1 protein-coding gene is annotated in these 1,082 nt (G+C 72.8%); it reads right to left on the bottom strand.

The genetic code is table 11. From position 1 onward, the window contains the following. Window positions 1–1,082: NAD(P)/FAD-dependent oxidoreductase (locus I0Q12_RS22115; RefSeq protein ID WP_197254759.1), on the bottom strand; the 1,082-nt coding region annotated here is incomplete at both ends.

The raw sequence follows: 1,082 nt of genomic DNA on the forward strand, positions 1-1,082 counted from the left end.
ATCGGAGCACCCGCCGCGATCTTCGCGCGCGTCTTCATCACCCGGGCCGGCAGACCACCGCCGACCACCCCGACGAGTCGGCCGTCCCGCTCGTAGTAGACGAGGAACTTACGGCCGTCGTCGTGCACCACGTGCACGGTGTCCTGAGCCGACACCGCGCCCAGACCCTGGATCTTCACGTCGTACTGGTCGCTCCAGAAGTACGGGACCTGAGCAGCCCGGTCGCCGTCGGCGCCGAGCAGCGCCTTCGCGAGCACGGCGGCCTGCTCCCCTGCGCTCGTCCAGTGCTCGACCCGCTTCCGGCCGCCCTCGGGCAGCTGCCAGGACGCGACGTCGCCGACCGCCCACACGTGATCGGCGGAGGTGCGGCCCACGATGTCGCACACCACGCCGTTGTCGACGGTCACACCCGAACCGTCCAGCCACTCGGTGACCGGGACCGATCCGATACCGAGGACCACCAGGTCCACCGCGACCTCGGTGCCGTCCCCGAGGACCGCGCCGGTGACCCGGTCGTCGCCGCGCAGCTCGGTGAGCCCGACCCCGGAGCGCACGTCCACACCCTCGGCGGTGTGCAGGCGCTCGACGAACCCGCCGACCTCGGCACCGAGCACCGACGCGAGCGGTGTGGGCTGCGGCTCCACGAGCACGACGTCCATGCCGCACGCCCGCAGGCTCGCCGCGACCTCGCAGCCGATGAAACCGGCGCCGACGATCAGGGCCGTGCCGCCGGGGCGGATGTCGGCGCGCAGACCCACACTGTCCTCGACGGACCGCAGCACGTGCACTCCGGCGAGCTCGGGCAGGCCGGGGATGCGGCGGGGACGCAGACCCGTCGCGACGACCAGCTCGTCGTAGCCGAGCGAGGTGCCGTCGGCCAGCGCGACGGTGCGCGCGGCGTCGTCGAGCGACTCCACCGCGACGCCGAGCCGCAGGTCGATGCGCTGCTCGTCGAAGAACTCGCGCGGCCGCAGCGTCGTGTCCTCGCGTTCGCCGCGGATCACGTCCTTCGACAGCGGCGGGCGGTCGTAGGGCAGGTGCGGCTCCGCACCGACCAGGACGATCTCACCGTCGAATCCGGC

The sequence above is a fragment of the Rhodococcus sp. CX genome, from assembly GCF_015865005.1.
Lineage (GTDB): Bacteria > Actinomycetota > Actinomycetes > Mycobacteriales > Mycobacteriaceae > Rhodococcus.